The sequence below is a fragment of the Streptomyces sp. GL_140 genome, from assembly GCF_057834465.1.
This window is the reverse complement of record NZ_CM174404.1, coordinates 1,629,167-1,645,758: the sequence shown is the minus strand read 5'-3', so window position 1 is coordinate 1,645,758 and position 16,592 is coordinate 1,629,167. Positions and strand designations below refer to the sequence as shown.

General features: G+C 69.7%; 17 protein-coding genes. All 17 read left to right on the top strand.

Translation table 11 applies throughout. From position 1 onward, the window contains the following. Positions 1 to 239: 239 nt before the first annotated feature. The 17 genes from AC3IYJ_RS07620 (at position 240) to AC3IYJ_RS07540 (ending at position 16,344) form a co-directional block, all read left to right on the top strand. The gene (locus AC3IYJ_RS07620) at positions 240 to 1,064 is read left to right on the top strand and encodes a type 1 glutamine amidotransferase domain-containing protein (RefSeq protein ID WP_489400576.1); all 825 of its coding nucleotides are present in this window, start codon (positions 240 to 242) and stop codon (positions 1,062 to 1,064) included. A gap of 45 nt (positions 1,065 to 1,109) precedes the next feature. Then, positions 1,110 to 2,759 carry a thiamine pyrophosphate-binding protein gene (locus AC3IYJ_RS07615; RefSeq protein ID WP_489400575.1) on the top strand — a complete coding sequence of 550 codons (1,650 nt, stop codon included), beginning with the start codon at positions 1,110 to 1,112 and terminating at the stop codon, positions 2,757 to 2,759. Between the two features lie 46 nt (positions 2,760 to 2,805). After that, a complete protein-coding gene (locus AC3IYJ_RS07610) occupies positions 2,806 to 3,237 on the top strand; it encodes a nuclear transport factor 2 family protein (protein WP_489400574.1) in 432 nt (143 codons plus the stop codon). A 20-nt stretch (positions 3,238 to 3,257) separates the two neighbouring features. Continuing rightward, positions 3,258 to 3,713, top strand: coding sequence for a nuclear transport factor 2 family protein (locus tag AC3IYJ_RS07605; RefSeq protein ID WP_489400573.1), 456 nt, complete (start codon positions 3,258 to 3,260; stop codon positions 3,711 to 3,713). A 4-nt stretch (positions 3,714 to 3,717) separates the two neighbouring features. Then, a complete protein-coding gene (locus tag AC3IYJ_RS07600) occupies positions 3,718 to 4,098 on the top strand; it encodes a nuclear transport factor 2 family protein (protein ID WP_489400572.1) in 381 nt (126 codons plus the stop codon). 11 nt (positions 4,099 to 4,109) lie between these two features. After that, positions 4,110 to 5,726 carry a GMC family oxidoreductase gene (locus AC3IYJ_RS07595; RefSeq protein ID WP_489400571.1) on the top strand — a complete coding sequence of 539 codons (1,617 nt, stop codon included), beginning with the start codon at positions 4,110 to 4,112 and terminating at the stop codon, positions 5,724 to 5,726. Beyond that, positions 5,719 to 6,330, top strand: coding sequence for a DJ-1/PfpI family protein (locus AC3IYJ_RS07590; RefSeq protein ID WP_489400570.1), 612 nt, complete (start codon positions 5,719 to 5,721; stop codon positions 6,328 to 6,330). Before AC3IYJ_RS07595 ends, AC3IYJ_RS07590 begins: the two co-directional genes overlap by 8 nt. Further along, on the top strand, positions 6,330 to 6,770 hold the full coding sequence (locus tag AC3IYJ_RS07585; RefSeq protein ID WP_489400569.1) for a VOC family protein: 441 nt from the start codon (positions 6,330 to 6,332) through the stop codon (positions 6,768 to 6,770). The genes AC3IYJ_RS07590 and AC3IYJ_RS07585 overlap by 1 nt, the downstream gene beginning before the upstream one ends. Before the next feature lies 1 nt (position 6,771). Beyond that, positions 6,772 to 8,592, top strand: a complete 1,821-nt coding sequence (locus tag AC3IYJ_RS07580; RefSeq protein ID WP_489400568.1) for an AGE family epimerase/isomerase — start codon at positions 6,772 to 6,774, stop codon at positions 8,590 to 8,592. A 36-nt stretch (positions 8,593 to 8,628) separates the two neighbouring features. Continuing rightward, positions 8,629 to 9,021, top strand: a complete 393-nt coding sequence (locus AC3IYJ_RS07575; protein WP_489400567.1) for an STAS domain-containing protein — start codon at positions 8,629 to 8,631, stop codon at positions 9,019 to 9,021. Next, on the top strand, positions 9,018 to 11,153 hold the full coding sequence (glgX, locus tag AC3IYJ_RS07570; protein ID WP_489400566.1) for a glycogen debranching protein GlgX: 2,136 nt from the start codon (positions 9,018 to 9,020) through the stop codon (positions 11,151 to 11,153). The genes AC3IYJ_RS07575 and glgX overlap by 4 nt, the downstream gene beginning before the upstream one ends. 57 nt (positions 11,154 to 11,210) lie before the next feature. Continuing rightward, positions 11,211 to 11,522 carry an STAS domain-containing protein gene (locus AC3IYJ_RS07565; protein ID WP_330295371.1) on the top strand — a complete coding sequence of 104 codons (312 nt, stop codon included), beginning with the start codon at positions 11,211 to 11,213 and terminating at the stop codon, positions 11,520 to 11,522. Between the two features lie 4 nt (positions 11,523 to 11,526). Continuing rightward, a complete protein-coding gene (locus AC3IYJ_RS07560) occupies positions 11,527 to 11,991 on the top strand; it encodes an ATP-binding protein (RefSeq protein ID WP_489400565.1) in 465 nt (154 codons plus the stop codon). After that, positions 11,973 to 13,223: a PP2C family protein-serine/threonine phosphatase gene (locus AC3IYJ_RS07555; protein WP_489400564.1), complete on the top strand. Its 1,251-nt coding sequence runs from the start codon at positions 11,973 to 11,975 to the stop codon at positions 13,221 to 13,223. The genes AC3IYJ_RS07560 and AC3IYJ_RS07555 overlap by 19 nt, the downstream gene beginning before the upstream one ends. Next, a complete protein-coding gene (locus AC3IYJ_RS07550) occupies positions 13,223 to 13,963 on the top strand; it encodes a MinD/ParA family ATP-binding protein (RefSeq protein ID WP_489400563.1) in 741 nt (246 codons plus the stop codon). The genes AC3IYJ_RS07555 and AC3IYJ_RS07550 overlap by 1 nt, the downstream gene beginning before the upstream one ends. A 106-nt stretch (positions 13,964 to 14,069) precedes the next feature. Continuing rightward, positions 14,070 to 14,810: a type 1 glutamine amidotransferase domain-containing protein gene (locus AC3IYJ_RS07545; RefSeq protein ID WP_489400562.1), complete on the top strand. Its 741-nt coding sequence runs from the start codon at positions 14,070 to 14,072 to the stop codon at positions 14,808 to 14,810. A gap of 49 nt (positions 14,811 to 14,859) precedes the next feature. After that, positions 14,860 to 16,344, top strand: coding sequence for an aldehyde dehydrogenase family protein (locus AC3IYJ_RS07540; RefSeq protein WP_489400561.1), 1,485 nt, complete (start codon positions 14,860 to 14,862; stop codon positions 16,342 to 16,344). The last annotated feature ends 248 nt before the right edge of the window (positions 16,345 to 16,592 follow it).

Sequence of the window (16,592 nt, the reverse complement as noted above, 5' to 3'; positions counted from 1 at the left end):
TGCGCCCGTGATTCACGGCGCGTCCAGACCATAGGGCGGGGCCCCTGCGGAGGTTCAGTGATTCGGCCGAAGTCAGGTAGTCCGGAAGCTACTTCATGACATCGGCGGACGACTTCCTGAGGTGCCCGCGCGACCTGGGCGACTACCTCACGAAGTCGCACACCGGCGCTTTGACGAGAACCCCGGACGCGGCCAGTGTGGGGGACGCCAACGACAACAGGCGGCGCCTGGAGGAATCCGTGAGCAGAAAGATTCTGGTCATTGTCTCCGAACACGGTTACTGGGCCGAGGAACTGATCGGCCCGGTATCCAAGTTCGACGAACAGGGCTATGAAGTCGTATTCGCCACGCCGACCGGAAAGCGCGCGCACGCGCTTCCGCCGAGCCTCGACGCGAACTACATCGATCCTCCACTGGGACGCTCGGTCACCACTGAGGAGAACGCCCGGCTGGGCCGGGAGTTCGAGCAGTCGAGCCGGCTCGACTCCCCCCTCGACATCGAAGCGTGGGCGCCCGAGCGCCCGTACACCAGCGACGAGGGATACCTCCGCAAGCTGGAGCAGTACCACCGCGATCTGGACAAGCTCCAGGCGGACATCGCAGGTTACGACGCGATCCTGATCGTCGGGGGCAGCGGACCCATCGCCGACCTCGCCAACAACGAGCGCGTGCACGCCCTGATCCTGGCCTTCAAGAACGCCGGGAAGGTCATCGCGGCCGAGTGCTACGGGGTCGCCTGCCTGGCCTTCGCCCGCGACTGGGGCGACCGGCGCAGCATCATCTGGGGCAAGCACGTGACCGGCCACTGCAAGGAGTACGACTACAAGGACGGCACCGGATTCCTCGGCACCGACTTCAACATGGGGCCGCCGCCCTACCCGCTGGAGTACATCCTGCGCGATGCGACCGGGCCGCGCGGGGCGTACCACGGGAATTTCGGCCACCCGCTCTCGGTCATCGTCGACTTCCCGTTCGTTACCGGCCGTTCCACCCCCGATTCATATCTGACGGGGCAGAAGATCGTGGAAACCCTGGAAAACGGTCTCACCCGGTACGGCTGGTAATTCCGAAGCGTCCCGGCAATGCCCGTGAACACGAGGGGGAGTTCGATGAGTTCCGGAGCCACTCCCGGACGGGAAAGGCTGATCGACCAGTTCAAGGCAGACGGCCTGAACATCATGTTCGGAAATCCGGGGACCGTGGAACAGGGATTCCTCGACGCGGTCGACGCGGCGGAGGACTTCAGCTACGTCCTCGCGCTCCAGGAGACGGTGGCCGCCGGCATCGCCGACGGCTACGCACGGGCCACCGGCGGCGCGGCCCTGCTCCAGCTCCACTCCGGGGTGGGGCTGGGCAACGGGATCGGCATGCTCTACCAGTCCCTGCGCGGCCACACCCCGCTCGTGGTGATCGCCGGCGACGCCGGGGTCCGCTACGACGCCATGGACGCGCAGATGGCCTGCGACCTGGTGGCCATGGCCAAGCCGGTGACCAAGTACGCCACCCGGGTCACCGACCGGCACTCGGTGCTGCGCACCGTCCGCCGGGCGGTGAAGATCGCCCTGACCCCGCCGCGCGGCCCGGTGTTCGTGGCGCTGCCGATGGACGTGCTGGACGAGCTGAACTCCGAGCCCGTGCTGCCCGCCACGACGGTGCTCACGGACGTGGCACCCTCGCCGGCCTCGGTGGGGCGGGCGGCCGCACTGCTCGCCTCCGCCGAGCGGCCCGTCGTCCTCGTCGGCGACGGGATCTCCCTGGCCGGGGCGCAGCGCGAACTCGTCGCCGTCGCCGAGCTGCTGGGCGCCGACGTGTACGAGGTCGACTCCTCCGAGGTGAACATCGCGGCCTCGCACCCGCTGCGCCGCGGCCAGACGGGCCACATGTTCGGCCCGCACAGCAAGGAGCTGATCGGGGACGCGGACGGGGTGCTGATCGTGGGCACCTACGTCTTCCCCGAGGTCTTCCCCGAGCTGGAGAGCCCCTTCCGGGCGGGCGCGAAGGTCGTGCACATCGACCTGAACGCCTACGAGATCGCCAAGAACCACCCGGTGGACCTCGGGCTCGCCGCCGATCCGCGCCGAGCGCTGGCCGCGCTGGCCGGCGTACTGGAGCAGGTGCTCACCCCCCGGCAGCGGGCGGCGGCGGCCGGGCGGCTGGACGAGCGGACCCGGGAGCGGGCGCGCGCGGGACTCCTCGCCGGGTCCGACGTGGACGGCACGCCGATGGCCGTCTTCCTGCGGACCCTGGCCGAGCGCACCGGCGGCGACCTCATCGTCTTCGACGAGGCGCTGACCACCTCCCCGCTGGTCACCAGGTACCTGCCGCCGGAGCGGCCGGGGGACTACCACCTCACCCGGGGCGGCTCGCTCGGGGTGGGCTTCCCGGGCGCGGTCGGAGCCAAGCTCGCCCGCCCGGACCGGCTCGTCGTCGGCTTCGCGGGCGACGGCGGGTCGATGTACACCTACCAGGCGCTGTGGACCGCGGCCCGGCACGGCATCGAGGCCAAGTTCGTGGTCTGCAACAACCGCAAGTACCGGCTGCTGGACGACAACATCGCCCAGTACTGGCGGGAGCGGGAGATCCCCGAGCACGGCTTCCCGGGCTCCTTCGACCTCTCCCGGCCCGAGATCGACTTCGCGGGGCTGGCACGGTCGCTCGGAGCGGGCGGGATGCGGGTGGAGAAGCCGGACGAGGCGGTCGCCGCCGTGGGCCGGATGCTCGCCCACCCCGGACCGTTCCTGGTCGACGTACAGATCTGAACAGCCCCTGTGGAACCGAACACCACCACGGACAGGAGGAGACCGCATGCCCGCCGAGCGGCTGACCGAGGACGCGATCCGCGCCTTCGCCGACAACTGGTACGTGGCCCTGGACCGGCACGTCGCGCCGGACCAGGTGCTCGCCCTGATCACCGAGGACCTGGAGTTCAAGGTCCCCGAGGACACCTTCCTCGGCCACCAGGGCTTCGGCCGCTGGTACGAGGCGGTCACGAACCGCTTCTTCGACGAGGTGCACACGGTCACCAAGGTGGAGCCCGTCATCGACGGGGACCGGGCGGTCGTCCGGGTCCTCGTCAACTGGCAGGCCAAGATCTGGGACCCGCCCGCCGCCCGCAGCCGGTGGCTCGGCTTCGACGCCGACCAGACCTGGACGGTGGTCGCCGGCCCCGACGGGCCGCTGATCCAGCGGTACACCGTCAACGAGCTGGCGCCCATGCCCGGTTCCGCCTCCCTCTGAACGCCGAAGGGGACAAGACGATGACCGAAGTGACACGGGAGCGGGTCGAGGCGGCGTACCGCGCCCTCGGCTCCGGCGACCGGGCCAGGATCCTGGAGTACTACGCGGAGGACCTGCGCTGGCAGGTCCCCGGCAACCACCCGCTGGCCGGCTGGTACGAGAGCCTGGACGCCTTCCTGGAACTGATGGGCCGGACCCACAAGCTCACCGGCGGCACCTTCCGCATGGACCTGGAAGCGGTCCTGGTCGGCGATGACTGCAGCGCGGACGTCTGCCGCAACGTCGCCCTGCGCGGCGGCGCCGACGAGTCGAGCAGCTCCCCGTACGAGCGGATGGACTACCCGGTCTTCCATTTCATGCGCTGGCGGGACGGCCGGATCGTCGAGGGCCACGACGGGCTGTTCGGCGACTCGGCCACGGCCTTCAGCCAGTTCTGGGCGCCCTTCGCGCCGGACGGAACCCGCAGGGACGGATAGGGGAATGAGCGCCATGGACGCGCGGCAGATCTTGCAGAAGTACTACGAGTACGCCAACTCCGGCGACTGGGACCGCTGGTGCGACCTCTTCGCCGAGGACCAGGTCATGGACGAGCAGCTGGCCGGCCACATCGAGGGCCTGGAACTGCTGCGGTCGATGATGAAGGGCATGGGCACGATGTACCGGGTCTTCCGGAACGAGCCCGTGCACTTCCTCGTCGACGGGGAGAAGGCCGCGGCCGTCTCCCACCTGACCGCGGTCACCCCCGAGGGCAAGGGCATCGAGGCCGAGGTCATGAACTTCTTCCGGATCGTGGACGGAAAGATCGCCTACATGGCCAACTTCCACGACACCGTCCCCTTCCAGGTGCTCGGCCAGGGCTGAGGGGACGCGTGATGGCCGTAGACGAGTACGACTACATCGTGGTGGGATCCGGCACCGCGGGCAGCGTCCTGGCGAGCCGCCTCTCCGAGGACCCGGACGTCACCGTCCTGGTCCTGGAGGCCGGCGCGGGCCGCATCCCGCCCGAGGTGGACGATCCGTCCTCCTGGTACAAGCTGCTCGGCGGGCCCGTGGACTGGGGCTACACCAGCGTCCCGCAGCCCGGCCTCGACGGCCGCCGTACGTACGAGCCGCGCGGCAAAGCCCCCGGGGGCAGCAGCAACCTCTACATCATGATGCACATCCGGGGCCACGCCTCGGACTTCGACAACTGGGCCTACCAGGGCGCGGCCGGCTGGGCGTACGAGGACGTGCTGCCCTACTTCGCCCTGCTGGAGGGCCAGGAGGACGCCACCGCCGTCACCACCGGCACCCGCGGCCCGCAGCGGATCACCCACGCGGGCCGGCACAACCCCAACCCGCTCTCCCGGGCCTTCATCGACGCGGCCGTCGAGCTCGGCCACGAGGAGATCGCCGACTTCAACACCGACGGCCCGCGGCGCGGGCTCTTCGGCACCGGCTGGCACCACATCGACGTGGCCGACGGCCGTCGCCAGGGCGTACTCGCCGCCTATCTGGAGCCGTCCCTGGACCGCTCGAACCTGACCCTGCGCACCAGTGCGCAGAGCACCCGGCTGCTCTTCGAGGGCGACACCTGCACGGGGGTCGAGTACGTACAGCTGGCGGCGCCCGCGCAGATCCCGGGGCGGACCGTGCGCGACGGCCACAGCACGCCGGCCGGACCCGGGCTGCACACCGTACGGGCCCGCCGGGAGGTGATCGTGGCCGCCGGGGCGATCGAATCGCCGAAGCTGCTGATGCTCTCCGGGATCGGACACCCCGAGCAGCTGCGCGAGCACGGGATCCAGACGGTCGCGGCCCTGCCCGGGGTCGGCGAGAACTTCCACAACCACGTCCTGACCGGGCTGATGGCCGAGGTCAACCAGGAACTCCCGCCACCCGCGCAGAACCTGTCGGAGAGCGCGCTGTTCCTCTCGTCCCGGCCGGGGCTGCCCGCGCCGGACCTGCAGATCGCCTTCGTGCACGTGCCGTTCGACGTGATCGTCGGCCGGGACCATCCCGACACGGTGTCCATCCTGCCGGGAGTGGTGCGCCCGGCCTCGCGCGGCTGGATCAGGCTGGCGAGCGCCGATCCGCTGGCCCACCCGCTGATCAACCCGAACTACCTGGGCGACCGCTGGGACCTGGAGCGGATGGTTCAGGGGGTCAAGCTGGCCCGGGAGATCTTCGCGACCTCCGCCTTCTCGCCCTGGTACAAGCAGGAGCTCCAGCCCGGACCCGGCCACCTGTCCGACGAGGACCTGCGCACCTTCGTGAAGCAGAAGTCGGAGAGCTACCACCACCAGGCCGGCTCCTGCCGCATGGGCATCGACGACCTCGCGGTCGTCGACCCCGAACTGCGGGTGCACGGCGTACGCAACCTGCGCGTCGTGGACGCGAGCGTGATGCCGGCCGTCCCGTCGGGCAACTGCCACACCGCCATCGCCATGATCGCCGAACGCGCCGCGGACCTGGTCCGAGGCCTGGACAGGGGGGTTCGCGGTGCCTGAAGCCGTACTGCGCGAGGGCGCGCTCTCCGGGACCCGGATCGCGGTCCTGGTCGAGAGCGACTTCTACGAGCCGGAGATCTTCTACTACAGCCGCCGGTTCGCGGAGGAGGGCGCCGAGGTCGACTTCCTGACCCGGCTGTGGGGCAACGACTCCATCACCTTCTCCGGGCACGAGTACCGGGCGCCGTTCACCGCCGAGAAGTCCCTGGAGGGGCTGAGCGACGAGGACCTGCGCCGGTACGCGGCGATCATCGTGCCCTCCGGCATGGTGGCGGACCGGCTGCGCTACACCGAGGACGTGGACGTACTGGCCCCGGCGACGGAGCTGCTGCGCCGGGCCTTCGAGGAACCGACGGTCCTCAAGGGGATCATCTGCCACGGCATGTGGCTGGCCGCCTCGATCCCGGGCAAGGTGCGCGGCCGCAAGGTCGTCTGCCACAACAACCTCATCGGCGACGTCCGCAACATGGGCGCGGAGTACGTGGACGAGGACGTGGTGGTCGACGGAGACCTGGTCACCGGCCGCACCGGCGCCCACCACCACCTGTTCGCCCGCCGCATCATCGAGCTGATCGCGGCCGGGCGCGGCCGGAGGGCCGCCTGATGGCGACGGCCGGGACGATGCGCTGGTCGCACGTGGGCCTGAACTGCGCGGACCAGAAGACCACCGAGGAGTTCTACACCCGGCACTTCGGCTTCTCCCGGGCCCGGGTCGTCGACCTGGGGGAGTCGCGGATCGTCTTCCTGCGCCAGGGCGAGGTGTACCTGGAGCTCTTCGCGGCCGGTACCGAAACGGCCCGTCAGGCGCACGAGGACGGGCCGCGGGCCCCGGGGCGGATGCGCCACCTGGCCTTCCAGACGGACAGCGTCGACGCGTTCCTGGCACAGCTGGGCGACGCGGCGGAAGTGACCCTGGGGCCACTGGACTTCGACGACTTCATCTGCGGATGGCGGACCGTGTGGGTCCGCGATCCCGACGGGGTGATCGTCGAGGTCAGCCAGGGGTTCGAGGACGACAGCTCCCACGACAAGGACGGTGCATGACATGGCGGACGCCGTGAACTTCTCCTTCTCCGACACGATCGCCGGCTACGTCGGACGCTTCGACTCCGGGTCCCGGCTGCTGCGGCTGAAGACCTCCGACGGCCGCGAGTTCGAGGTCTCGCTGGCCGGCGACCCCAGCGCCGAGCTGGTCCGCAACCTGGACGAGCCCTACATCGACGCCTCCGGGCACATCGACGAGATGCTCTCGCCGGGCCGGTTCCTCTACGTCTACGGGGTCCACTACCCCGAGCACGGCGGCCGTTTCGAGGCCAAGCGCCTGGTGTTCCTGGGCCGCGGGGCCGAGGACTACCGCTTCGAGGAGACCGGTTGGTGGGTCAAGCAGATCGAGTCTCTGGCCGACTTCTACAAGCGGGCGCAGTTCGGCGACGGGCCGGTGGACTTCACCGAGTACCGCACCGAGATCCGGCTCGGCGGCGACAAGACCGCCAGTCATGTCCAGGAGACCGACACGATCTCCCGGCTGGTCTACGGCATGGCCTCGGCCTACCTGCTGACCGGCAAGGACGAGTACCTGGAGGTCGCCGAGCGCGGCACCGAGTACCTGCGCAAGCACATGCGGGTCGTGGACAGCGAGGAGGACGTGGTCTTCTGGTACCACGGCATCAGCGTCGACGGGGACAGCGAACGCAAGCTGTTCACCTCGGAGTTCTCCGACGACTACGACGCGATCCCGATGTACGAGCAGATCTACGCGCTGGCCGGGCCGATCCAGACCTACCGGATCACCGGCGACAGCCGGATCAAGAGCGACGCGGACGCCACCATCCGGCTGTTCGACAAGTTCTTCAAGGACCCGGAGCAGGGCGGCTACTACTCCCACATCGACCCGATCCTCTTCAGCGCCGACCACGAGTCCCTCGGGGAGAACGCGGAGCGCAAGAATTGGAACTCGGTGGGCGACCACGCGCCCGCCTACCTGATCAACCTGTACCTGGCCACCGGCGAGCAGCGCTACGCCGACTTCCTCGAGTACACCTTCGACACGATCGCGGAGAAGTTCCCGGACTACGGGAACAGCCCCTTCGTCCAGGAGCGCTTCTTCCGCGACTGGTCGCACGACACCGCGCACAGCTGGCAGCAGAACCGCGCGGTCGTGGGACACAACCTCAAGATCGCCTGGAACCTGATGCGGATGAACTCGCTGAAGGCCAAGCCGGCCTACGAGCAGCTCGCCCGCAGGATCGGCGAGATCATGCCGGCCGTCGGCAGCGACCTGCAGCGCGGCGGCTGGTACGACGTGGTCGAGCGGATCAAGGAGGGCGACCAGGAGACGTATCGTTTCGCCTGGCACGACCGCAAGGCCTGGTGGCAGCAGGAGCAGGCGATCCTCGCCTACCTCATCCTGAACGGCACCGTCGGCGGGACCGAGTTCCTGCGCGAGGCCCGGCAGGCGCAGTCCTTCTACAACACCTTCTTCCTCGACCACGACGAGGGAGCCGTCTACTTCAACGTGCTCGCCAGCGGTACCCCGTACCTGCTCGGCACGGAGCGGCTCAAGGGCAGCCACTCGATGTCCATGTACCACTCGGCGGAGCTCTGCTACCTCTCCGCCGTCTACAACAACCTGCTCGTGGGCGGCCGGGAGATGGACTTCCACTTCCAGCCCGACCCGACGAACCTCCCCGACCGCGTGCTGCGCGTCTCGCCCGACCTGCTCCCCGCCGGCTCGGTGCGGATCGCGTCCGTGGAGATCGACGAGAAGCCGTACGAGGAGTTCGACGCCGACGAGCTGACCGTCCACCTGCCCGACGTACAGGGCCGGGTCAAGGTCAAGGTCCGGCTCCGGCCGACCGCCCAATAGCGCTCAACGGGGGCGCCCCACTCAGAGGGGAAAGCAATGACCCTGAACGTGAAGGAACGCCGCAACAAGGCGGGCACCGTGCTCGTCGCCACCGGCGAGATCAACAGCGAGACCTCCGGATCGCTGCTGCAGACCCTGCTGCCGCTGGTCCGTGAGGGCAGGCCGCTGCGCATCGACCTGACGGCCGTCACCTACGTCTCCAGCGCCGGACTGCGCACCCTGCTCGTCGTCTACCGCGAGGCCCAGCACGCCGGGGTCGCCGTCACGCTCTACGGGGTGAGCGAGGAAGTCCGGTTCGTCATGTCGGCCACCGGGTTCCTCGACTTCTTCTCCGCCGGGGAGGCCGAGGCGGCCGCCGTCAAGGCCGCGGCCAAGGCCACCGCCCAGGCCACCGCCAAAGCCACCGCCCAGGCACGGGCCGCGCGATGAGCGAGCCCGCGTCCGAACAGGTGCTGCGCGTGGACGCGTACCCGACCCACGAGGTGGGCGGGTACCGCGTCCGCGCCGGCAAGCCCTTCCCCTTCGGGGCCAACGTGGTACCCGGCGGGGTCAGCTTCTCCGTCTTCTCCGACCAGGCCACCTCCATGACCCTGGTCCTCTACAAGCGCGGAGAGCCCGAGCCGACGGCCGAACTGGAGTTCCCCCAGGAATTCCGCACCGGCAGCGTCTTCGCCATGACGGTCTTCGGCCTCGACCACGAGAACATCGAGTACGGGTACCGGGCCGACGGGCCCTACGACCCCGTCACCGGGCACCGCTTCGACGCCCGCCAGGTCCTCTCCGACCCCTACGCCCGGCTGATCGCAGGCCGCGACGTCTGGGGCGTGGAACCGGACCGCAGCCGCGGCTACCAGTACCGCTCCCGGGTCTGCCTCCAGGACTTCGACTGGGGCGACGACACCCCGCTGGGCATCCCCGCCGAGGACCTCGTCGTCTACGAGACCCACGTGCGCGGCTTCACCCGGCACCCCTCCTCGCGCGTCACCGCCCCCGGCACCTTCGCCGGGCTGCGCGAGAAGATCCCGTACCTCAAGGAGCTCGGGGTCAACTGCATCGAACTGCTGCCGGTGTTCGAGTTCGACGAGAGCGACAACCCGCGGTCCAACCCGGAGACCGGCGAGCAGCTCTTCGACTACTGGGGCTACAACACCGTCTCCTTCTTCGCGCCCAAGGCCGGCTACGCGGCCACCGGACGCTACGGAATGCAGGGCGACGAGTTCCGCACCCTGATCAAGGACCTGCACGCCGCCGGCATCGAGGTCATCCTCGACGTCGTCTTCAACCACACCGCCGAGGGCAACGAGCACGGCCCCACCATCTCGTTCAAGGGGCTCGACAACGCCACGTACTACATGCTCACGCCCGAGGGGTACTACTTCAACTTCAGCGGCACCGGCAACACCGTCAACTGCAACCACCCCGTCGTGCGCAACTACGTGCTCGACTGCCTGCGCCACTGGGTCGCCGACTACCACATCGACGGCTTCCGCTTCGACCTCGCGGCCATCCTCGGCCGGGACCTGGACGGCACACCGCTGCCCAACCCGCCGCTGCTGGAAATGCTCGCCTACGACCCCGTCCTGCGGCACACCAAGCTCATCGCCGAGGCCTGGGACGCCGGCGGTCTCTACGAGGTCGGCAACTTCCCGGCGTACGGCCGCTGGGCGGAGTGGAACGGCAAATACCGCGACACCGTGCGCAGCTTCCTCAAGGGCGACCCCGGGATCACCGGCGAGCTCGCCACCCGGATCGCCGGCTCGCCCGACCTGTACTCCAGCCGCGGAACCTCGGCGTCGGTCAACTTCCTGACCGCGCACGACGGTTTCAGCCTGGCCGACCTCGTCTCCTACAACGACAAGCACAACGAGGCCAACGGCGAGGGCAACAACGACGGCGGCAACGACAACGCCAGCTGGAACTGCGGGGTCGAGGGCCCGACCGACGACCCCGAGGTCAACGCGCTGCGCACGCGCCAGATGAAGAACGCCCTGGCCATCCTGCTCACCAGCCAGGGCGTGCCGATGCTGCTCGCCGGCGACGAGGTGGCCCGCACCCAGCAGGGCAACAACAACACCTACTGCCAGGACAACGAACTGTCCTGGTTCGACTGGGACCAGGTCGACGAGAACTCCGAACTGCTCCGGTTCACCCGGGAGATGATCGCCTTCCGCAAGCGCCACCGCGAGCTGCGCTCCACCGCCCACCCCACCGGGCAGCTGAGGGACAGCCTGGGGCTGCCCGACATCAGCTGGCACGGGGAGCGGGCCTGGCAGCCCGACTGGTCGCCGGAGAGCCGGCTGCTGGCGGTCGCCCGCTGCGGAACCCGGGACGACGACGTGGTGTACGTGGCCATGAACTCCCACTGGGAGCCGCACGACCTGGAACTGCCCGCCCTGCCCGGCGGCCGCAGCTGGCACCTCTTCGCGGACACCGGGGCCCGGGCCCCGCACGACATCCGCACCCCCGGCGCCGAACTCGAACTGGAGAACGCCGGCAAGTACCTGATCGGTCCGCGCTCGGTCGTGATCCTGGTCGGCCGGACTCCCGACCCGGAGCTCTAGCGCAGCGCCGACGCCGCTCGGTCCCACGCGAACCCGTACGTCCGAAGGAGACCTGACATGCCGCTTTCCGTGTCCCTGAGCATCGAGGGCGACACCACCGTGATCGAGCTGGCGGGGGAACTGGACGCCAAGACCGCGCCCGACTTCCACCAGACCATAGAGAAGGCAGCCGGGCACGGCACCAGCACCGTCGAGATCAGGATGGCGGGCGTCGGCTACATGGCCAGCGCCGGACTGCGCTCCCTGGTCTTCGCCCAGCAGAAGGTGGCCGACCACGTCACCATCAAGGTGGTCGGCGCCATTGAGCCCGTCTCCCGGACCATCCGGACGGCCGGGCTCGACCGCAGCATCGTTCTCTCCGACGACTGAACCGATGGATGAGGCGGTCAAAACGGCGGAGACCTCCGCCGAGCTCGAAGTGCCCGCCACGCTGGGGGTCTTGGGTGACATCGCCGCGCTCGTCCTGCGGCTGGCCGGAAGGGCGGGCCTCGACAAGGGCGCCGCGTACCGGATCAGGCTGGCCGTGGACGAGCTGGCCACGAACATCGTGATGCACGGGTACCGGGGCGGCGACGGGCGGATCACCGTCCGCGGCCGCTCCGGGCCGGGCCGGGTGCAGATCTCCGTAGAGGACTCCGCGCCGGCCTTCGACCCCGCCCGGGGACGGCTGCCCCCCGACCCGGGGACCGCCCCGGAGCGGCGCCGGATCGGCGGGCTCGGCATCCACCTGGCACTGACCAGCGTGGACGAGTTCGGCTACGTACGCAGGGACGGCCGCAACATCAGCACGCTGACAGTGATGGCTGAGGGGACGGACCCATGCCCTCCACGACCGTGATCATCCTCGACCAGTACCCGCCACCACCCGTCGAACTGCTTGACGCGCTGGGGGACATGGGTGCGGAGCTCGTCCGGCGCGGCCTGCCCGAACTGCTGGCCGGGCCGCTGGAGGAACTGCCCGAAGCCGATGTGCTGCTCGTCCCCGCCGAGGCGGACGGGGAGTCGGTGCGAACGGCCGTGCGCAGACTGCGCCGCTGGGCCGGAGCCCCCATCGTGGTCGTCTGGACCGTGACCGGGTTCGCCGCCCTGGAGGAGCACGTCCGGCTCGGCCACGACTACCTCGTACCGCCCTTCCTGCCCTCCCTCGTCGGGGCCCGGCTGCACAGCTGCTCGGAGCGCGCCGGACTCGGCCGCACCCTGCGCGAGGCCGACGCCCGCGCGGAACTCATGGGCTACGAGAAGGAACTGGAGATCGGCCGGGAGATCCAGGCCGGCTTCCTGCCCGAATCGCTACCGGTCCCCGAAGGCTGGGAGATCGACGTGTGCTTCCGGCCCGCCCGGCAGGTCGCCGGGGACTTCTACGACGTCTTCGAGCTCTCCCGCGGCCGCCGGCTCGCCTTCGTCGTCGCCGACGTCTGCGACAAGGGGGTCGGCGCCGCGCTCTTCATGGCGCTCATCCGCTCACTGCTGCGGCACACCGCCGAGAACAGCGGGCTCCAGCACCTGGTGGCCGCGGGCCGCACCGGCAACAGCCGGCGCATCCCGGTAGTCGGCGCCACCCCGCTGCTCAACGCGGTCACCGCCACCAACGGCTACCTCACCCGCAACCACCTGCGGCAGGGCTACTTCGCCACGCTCTTCTTCGGAGTGCTCGACCCGCTCACCGGATCCCTGGTCTACATCAACGGCGGCCACAACCCGCCGCTGCTGCTGGCCGCCGACGGCGCCGAACCGCGCGCCCTGGAGGTCACCGGGCCCGCCGTGGGCGTCCTGCCGGACTGTGTGTACACCCTCGGCTACGCCCAGTTGAACCCGGGCGACACCCTCTTCGTGTTCACCGACGGAGTGCCCGAGGCGCGCTGCCCCAAAGGCAGCTTCCTCGGCGACGAGCGGATGCTGGAGCTGCTCTCCGGCCCCCCGGTGAGCGGCAGGGAGGTGGTCGAACGGATGGACACGGCCGTACGCGAACACACCGGAACAGCCGAACAGCACGATGACGTCACCATGCTGGCCCTGCACCGGCCACGTGCGGCGCGGCGGCCGCACGCGAACCGGCCGGCGGTGGCCTGATGACCCGGATCATCGTGGTGCACTCGCACCGCGGCGGCACGGGGAAGTCCTCGGTGCTGGCCAACCTGGCCTTGCTCATCGCCGGCGGCGGGCGCCGGGTGGGGGTGATCGACACGGACATCCAGTCGCCCACCCTGGACCTGCTCTTCAAGCTCGGCCCCGGCCCCTCGCTGGCCGACTACCTGCTCGGGCGGTGCGAGATCGAGGCCGCCGCCCAAGAGGTCCTGCCCAGGCTCCACGTCGTACCGGCCCGGACCGGGACGGCCGCGCTGCGCGAGCTCATGACCACCGGCTACGACGTGGGGCTGCTCCCCGAGGGCTTCGACCGGCTGGCCGTCCACCACGCCCTCGACGTCCTGCTCCTGGACACCCACGCCGGGCTCAACAACGAGTCGGTCACCGCCATGGCGAGCGCCGACGTACTGATGATCATGGCGCGGGCCGACCGGATCGACCTCCTCGGGGTCGAGGAGACCATCGCCCTGACCGGCCGGCTCGCCTGTCGCCGGACCCTGGTGATGAGCATGGCCCCCGAGGGCATCGACCGGGAGGCCGCCCGCCGGCGGGCCGAAGAGGTCTACTGCACCCCCCTGGCCGGAATCCTGCCCTATGTGCCGGAAATGGCCGCGCTCTACGGTGAACGCATATTCGCAGAAGCCCATCCAGACCACCCCCTGGTCGGTGAATTCCGCACCATCATCTCGGCGTTGGACGCACGTGACGAAGTATCGCGGGCCTGACGTCACCCCCTTACGCCCCTAGCGGGGGGCGTGTTGAATCGGCAGCGAATCCGATGCGCCCGGTAGGTCCGGCACATCCAGCACATCAGAAACAAGGAGATGAGTCATGAAGATTCTCGTCGTCATGACGGCCAAGGCCACGCTTCATCTGCTGGACGGGGAACAGCACCCCTCGGGATTCTGGGCCGAGGAATTCGCCGTACCCTTTTCCCTCTTCAAGGCCGCCGGCCACGCCGTGGACGTGGCGACCGTCGCGGGCCGGGCCCCCACCGTCGACCAGACCAGCATCGACCCCCAGTTCCTGCGCTGGGTGCGCCCGGAGGGCTCCCCGGACGAGGACGCCGCCAACGCGGCCGAGTACGTACGGGTCATCGAGGACACCCCGCAGCTGAGAACCCCTATCGCGCTGGAGGACCTGGGCGAGAAGGACATCGCGGACTACGACGGCATCTACGTCAGCGGCGGCCACGGGGCCATCGGCGACCTGTCCAAGTCCGACGAGCTCGCCCAGATCCTGCGCTGGGCCATCGCCCAGGACAAGCCGCTCGCCACCGTCTGCCACGGCCACACCGCGCTGCTCGCGCTGCGCGACGGCGAGGGCCGTTGGCCCTTCGAGGGCTACCGGATGACGGCCTTCTCGCACAACGAGGAGCTGGTCACCAACATGGCGGGGCGCCTCCCGCTGATCCTCGAGGTCGAACTCACCCGGCTCGGCGCCCGCTACGAGAAGGCCGAAGCCATCTGGGACTCCCACGTGGTCGTGGACCGCAGGCTCACCACCGGCCAGAACCCGTACTCCTCCAGGGCCCTGGCAGAAACCTTCCTGACCCAGCTCGCGCAGGGCTAGCCGGACCGCCCTGCCCCCGAACCCCGACACCGGAAGGCAGCCCCCAGCCATGACCAAGCGCGTGATCGGCGACCGTCCCCTGGCCAACCCCGGGAAACTGTTCATCGGCGGCAAATGGGTCCCGGCCCGGGACGGCCGTACCGAACCGGACATCAGCCCCGTGGACGGCCGGGAGATCGTACCGGTGGCCCAGGCGGCCGCCGCCGACGCGGACGCGGCCGTGGCCGCGGCCCGCCGGGCGTACGAGGAAGGTCCCTGGAGCAGACTCTCCGCACAGGAGCGCGCGCTGCGGCTGAACCGGGTCGGTGAGCTCATCGAGCGCGATCTGGAGGAGATCGCCCTGCTGGAGACGGTGGACATGGGCAAGCCCTTCGCCTTCTCCTCCACGGTCGACGCCCCCATGGCCGCGCAGCTCATGCACTACTACGCCGGCGCCGTGACCCGGGTGGACGGCTCCTCCCGGGCCCCGGCCGGCGGGCAGCTGGCCTACACCCTGCGCGAGCCGGTGGGCGTGGTGTGCGCCATCACCCCCTTCAACTTCCCGCTGCTGCTGTCCATGACGAAGATCGCCCCGGCCCTCGCGGCCGGGAACACGGTCGTCCACAAACCCTCGCCAGCCACCCCGCTGACCGCCCTGAAGATCGCCGAGCTGTTCCAGGAGGCGGAGATCCCGGACGGGGTGCTGAACGTCATCACCGGACCGGGCGTGGAACTGGGGGAGACCCTCACCGACCACCCGGGCATCGACAAGATCGCCTTCACCGGCTCCACCGCGGTCGGCCAGTCGATCATCCGCAAGTCGGCCGGCACCCTGAAGAAGGTGACGATGGAGCTCGGCGGCAAGTCCGCCAACATCGTCTTCGCCGACGCCGACCTCGACGCCGCCGAGGAACTGGCCTTCTTCGGCATCTACTACAACAAGGGCGAGATCTGCACCGCGGGCTCCCGGCTGCTGCTCCAGCGCCCCATCCACGACGAGATGGTCGAGCGGCTCGTCACCCGGGCCGCCGCCCTCAAGCCGGGCGACCCGCGCGATCCGGCGACCCTCTTCGGACCGCTCGCCCACCAGGGCCAGTTCGACAAGGTCAGCTCGTACATCGAGGTCGGCGAGAAGGAAGGCGCCGTCCTGCGCACGGGCGGCACCGGCTGGACCCCCGAAGGCGCCTCGGCCGAAGGCCTGTACTTCCTGCCGACCGTGTTCACCGGCGTGGACAACGGCATGCGGATCGCCCAGGAGGAGATCTTCGGCCCGGTCCTGTCGATCATCCCCTTCGACACCGAGGCCGACGCCGTGCGCATCGCGAACGACAGCGCGTACGGACTCGCCGCCGGGGTCCACACCAAGGACCTGCGCCGCGCCCACCGGGTCGCCTCGCAGATCAAGGCCGGGACGGTCTGGGTCAATTGCTACAACCAGTACGACCCCTCCGTGCCCTACGGCGGCTACAAGGCCTCCGGGTACGGGCGCGAGTGCGGCCCCGAATCCCTGGAGAGCTACACCCAGACCAAATCGGTCTGGATCGGCATGGACTGATTCCGGGCCGGGACCGGAGCAGACCGGCCCGGATCCCGGCGTACGGATCGTGAAATCCCTGAACGCCACGCATTTCGAGACACCCGCCGTCGCCGGCACCTCGTGGGCCCGCGTCCGGCCCAATTCACGGCGGGCGACGGCGGGAAAGCGAAAGAAATCGTCGCGGGAATCATCGCGGATCTCGAATTCGCCTCCGTCGACACCGGCCCGCTGCCCTGCGGAGGAATTCTCCGGCAGCCCGGCGGGCC